At 60.1% G+C, this 4,806-nt stretch carries 1 protein-coding gene; it reads left to right on the top strand.

Annotated elements, in window-relative coordinates; genetic code table 11:
• Positions 1 to 17 precede the first annotated feature (17 nt).
• Positions 18 to 4,769, top strand: coding sequence for an SDR family NAD(P)-dependent oxidoreductase (locus POF45_RS04230; RefSeq protein WP_282315161.1), 4,752 nt, complete (start codon positions 18 to 20; stop codon positions 4,767 to 4,769).
• Positions 4,770 to 4,806: the final 37 nt, after the last annotated feature.

The following is a 4,806-nucleotide window of genomic DNA, read 5'->3' as shown; positions in this document are numbered from 1 at the left end:
AGTTCGAGGAAAAGAACATGCAGCAATTAGCTCACCAGATTTATTTTTGTCACAAGGCCTCGCTGCCGTTCGTGGCTTTGAATGCGCATTTCACGGACGCGCAGTGCCATGACTTCAGTGGCCAGTCAGCCGATGGCGTGGCGCAGTCCTTTGAGCGCCTGTCAGTGTCGTTGCTGGAGCATCTCCACCAATGCCTACGTCGCGCCGGCACGCAGTTGCCGCTGGTTCAGGTAGTCCTGAGCGAAGTGCAGTTTGCCCAGCGCTCTGGCATTGCCGGTCTGTTTCGTTCGATTGCCAGCGAGTACCCGGAATTTCGCGGGCAGGTCATTGCGGTCAATGCGCAGGAGAGCCTGGCATCGCTTACCGGGAAATTACGCGGCAATGCGCAGGCGGACGACCGCCATGTGGAAATTCTCTACCGTGATGATCAGCGTTATGCGCTGGACTGGCAGGAGTTGACGTTGCTCGACCATTGCCCTTTACCCTGGCAGGCCGGGAATGTGTATCTGATCACTGGCGGCTTGGGCGCCGTGGGACGCCTTTTGATCGAGGAGATTGTGAGCCAGGGGATCAGTTGCCGCGTGATCCTCGTCGGTCGTTCCAGTGTCGATGAGACGGCGCGCCAGCAACTGGAGGCCTGGGCGCGTGCCGGCGTCCTGGTCAGCTATCGGCGTACCGATGTCGCTGATCCGGTGACGGTCGATGCCTTGATCGCATGGGTGCTGGAGACCTTTGGACGGCTGGACGGCGTGATCCACTGCGCCGGGATCATTCGCGACAACCTGTTGCTGAACAAGACGGTCAGCGAATTCGAGCAGGTGCTTTCACCCAAAGTTCGCGGTGCAGTGAATTTGGACCAGTCGACCCGGTCGCTGCCGTTGTCGTTCTTTGCCTTGTTCTCTTCATTGTCGAGCGTACTGGGCAATGCCGCGCAGTCCGACTACGCCACAGGCAACGGGTTCATGGACGGTTATGCCCGGCTGCGGGCGCAACGGGTGCGCGCCGGCCAGGGGGCCGGACGATCGGTGTCGATCAACTGGCCGTATTGGAAGGACGGCGGGATGCGTATGGACCCGCATCAGGTGGAGCGCATGTGGCAGGACAGCGGCCTGCGTGCCCTGTCCACCGCAAATGCACTCAATGCCTTTTATCAGGCATTGGTCCAGGGTGACGAGCAAGTCTTGGTGGTCGAGGGCGATGCCCGGCGCATACGTCAGGTGGCGGCGACACTGCATGGCTTCAGTGCGCAAGTAACCGTGCCGGATGCCATAAAACCGCCGAGCAAAGTGACGCAGGCCGGGACCGGGTCGCGTTCGGCATTACTGGCCCACCTGACCCGATTGGTGGCGGTGGAACTGGGGCTTGCCGAGCAACGGATTCAAATCGATGCGCTACTGAGCAAGTACGGTATCGACTCGGTCATGATGATGAGAGTTATCGGCTCCCTGGAAAGTGACTTTGGCTCCTTGCCCAAGACGCTTTTTTTTGAATACCAGACGTTAGCCGAGCTGGCCGATTTCTTTGTGGCGAAGCATGCCGACGTTGTGGCCAATCGCTGGCCCGATCAAGTGCCTGAAGCACCGGGCAAAGACGTTGCTCCCGCTGTCGTGGTGGTTGCACCCGTGCAACAGCCCGTCGTGCGCAGCGACTACGTTGCCCAGCCCGTGGCAGACAGTGATACAGAGCAGGAACCATTGATCGCTATCGTTGCGGTGGCGGGGCGTTATCCCGGTGCCGATTCGGTGGACGTATTCTGGGAAAAGCTGGCCGACGGTTACGACGGTATCAGTCAGATTCCCCCCGAGCGCTGGAATGCTGAAGACTTCTATTCCCGCACGCCAGTGCTGGGCAAAAGTACCTGCAAGTGGGGTGGTTTTCTGGATGATGTCGCGTCATTCGACCCGGCGTTTTTCAACCTGACACCGCGAGAGGCCAGCGTCCTTGACCCGAACGGGCGCCTGTTTTTGCAGACAGTTCAGCATCTTTTCGACAGTGCTGGCCTGACACGCCAGCGTATCGCCGAGCGTTATCGGTCAAAGATCGGTGTGTTCGTCGGCGCGATGTACCAGCAATACAGCGACGTCGATAGCGACCTTCTCAGCGAATCGCTGGTGTCGATCTCGTCCTACAGCTCCATCGCCAATCGGGTTTCCCATGCGTTCGATTTGCAGGGGCCAAGTCTTGCGCTCGACACCATGTGCTCATCATCGCTGGTAGCGTTGCACTACGCCCGCCAGAGCCTGCTGAGGGGAGAGTGCAACGGGGCAATTGTCGGGGGCGTCAACCTGTCGTTGCACCCCAAGAAGTACATCGGCCTTGGGGCCTCGAACATGTTGGGAAGTGCACCTGACAGCCGCAGTTTCAGCAACGGCAGCGGCTATCTGCCCAGCGAAGGAGTAGGGGCCGTTTTGCTTCGCCCGCTGAGCGACGCCTTGCGTGATCAGGACGAAGTGCTGGGCGTGATCCGTTCGAGCCACGTCAGCCACAGCGGCGGGGCCAGTCATTACGCCACGCCGAACGCAAAGGCACAGACCGCGCTGATACGCGAAAGCCTGGAGCAGGCCGGGGTTGCGGCCAACAGCATCAGCTACATCGAAGCCGCCGCCAACGGTGCCACGCTCAGCGATGCCGTGGAAATGCTGGCACTGCGCAAGGTCTTTACCGAGCCTGGAGTGGCCTGCGCGATCGGTACGGTGAAGTCCAATATCGGCCACGCCGAGGCGGCTTCCGGGCTGTCGCAACTGACCAAGGTGTTACTGCAACTCAAGCACCGTAAATGGCTGCCAACGCCTGGCATCCAACAGATGAACACCGACATCGACTTGCAGCAGGCGCCTTTTCAATTGCAATCGACGCTGTGCGACTGGCCCCAACCGATAATGATGGTCGACGGCAAGGAGAGCCGGTTGCCGAGACGTGCCGCCATCAATTCGTTTGGTGCAGGCGGCACCTATGCCCACGTCATCGTCGAAGAGTTTGAGGCCCTACAGCCTCAGTTTCCGGCACTTGTGCCCCTGGCAACCAGCGAGCAGTTGATTGTGCTGTCTGCCAATAGTGTGTCATCGCTGCGATCCTTGGCGACGGCACATGTGCAGCGATTGAGCGCAGACCCTTCGATCAGCCTGACCGACTACGCACGAGCCCTGCGCCAGCAACGCGAGGCTATGGATGTGCGGCTGGCAACCGTGGTGTCAGACGTGCCGGAGTTGATCCAGAACCTGCAAGCATTTTGTGCGGGCTCCGAGGACTGGCATGCCCCTGATGGCGCCAGTTTTGCCGGAGCCGTCGATGCTCCTGATACTCGATTGCTGGAAACCCTGGCACAGGGCCGGACAACCGACAGCCTGATTGAAGACGCCGTGAATCACCAGCGCCTGATTCTGTTGGCGGCGCTGTGGGCAAACGGTATCGATATCGACTGGAGACGCCTGGACGGCAATGAGCCCCATCGCCCAGTGACGTTACCGCTTTACCCGTTCGACAAGGTCCGGTGCTGGGTCGACACGCAACCGCCGGCGGCAGCGCCGGAGGTGCAATGGGCTGGGGAACAGCCGAAAGGCTCGTCGCAGGAGCGGATTCGAGGCGTCCTCAGTGAAGTGACCGGGTTGCCTGCCACTACCTGGCGTGAGGACCGGGCGCTGAGTGAGTACGGCCTGGGCTCCGCGACGTTCATTCTGTTTTACCAACGGCTGAGCGCGAGCTTCGGCGAGTTCACGCTGGACGCCCTGCGCGATTGCCAGACGCTGAACGACATTGTCCGTTTGCTGGACGCGCAACCGGCAACCCCGGTTACGTCACTTGCGCCACGCAATCTAAACCGGCGCTATCCGGAGTTAGTGGCACTCAATCAAGGCCGGAGTGGGCGTCCGGTGTTCTGGATTCATGCCGGCATCGGCGGCGTCGAGGCATACCAGACATTGGCGCAACGCATTGAGCGGCCGTTCTTCGGTATCCAGGCTCGGGGCTACATGACTGAGCGCGCGCCCTTGCAGGGCTTGCAAGCGATGGCGGCGTATTACTGCCATTTGATCCTGATGCAGCAGCCCTCCGGTCCCTACGCCCTGGGCGGCTATTCCCTCGGCGGCGCGCTGGCTTATGAAGTGACACGGCAGTTGCAGGAACTCGGCGAAACAGTGGAAAGCCTGGTGATGGTCGACAGCCTGGACAGTCACGCCATGAGCGGGGCAGCGGTTTCGACCAAGACCCTTTATCTGCAGAGCGCCAACATTGCCATTGGCGCCTCCTACGGCGACGACCTGGAGCAGGCGCTGGAGAACATGATCCATCAGGAGCAGATCGACAGTGACGTCAGCGACGAGGATTTTCTCCAGGCACTCGCCGAGCGCGCCTGTCAGCACAGCGCGGACGTTTCCGTCAGCCAGTTGATGCAGCGTATCCGGCATAACGCCAAGGTGCAGTCGGCCTACGACAGCACGAATTTCTTGATTCTGCCGTTACCTCAGCCGGCGGCCATTCAATGCCATTACCTGCACAACCGTGGCGGCAATTATTTCGGCGGCCTGCAACCGTATCTGTTCGTCCGTGGCGAGCACAGCGCCCTGGGACAAACCGATTACGCACAAGGCTGGAAGCGGCAAATACCAGATATCGAAATCGTCGAGGTGGATGCCCTCTGTCACATGCTGATGCTGTCCACTGAACCGGCTCTGGACCAGATCAGCAGCTATTGCCAGCGCCTATATGCCACGAACGACAGCGCAATGCCTGAAGCAATTAAAACCCCGCTGATGAAATCGGTCGAGGCCTGACCCGTCAGCAGTCGGGTCGCTAATAAACAGGAGTGAA

Origin of the sequence: Pseudomonas fungipugnans (genome assembly GCF_029955235.1) — a bacterium.
Classification (GTDB): domain Bacteria; phylum Pseudomonadota; class Gammaproteobacteria; order Pseudomonadales; family Pseudomonadaceae; genus Aquipseudomonas; species Aquipseudomonas fungipugnans.
Note: the sequence above shows the minus strand (reverse complement) of the source record. Positions and strands in the feature narration are given on the sequence as shown.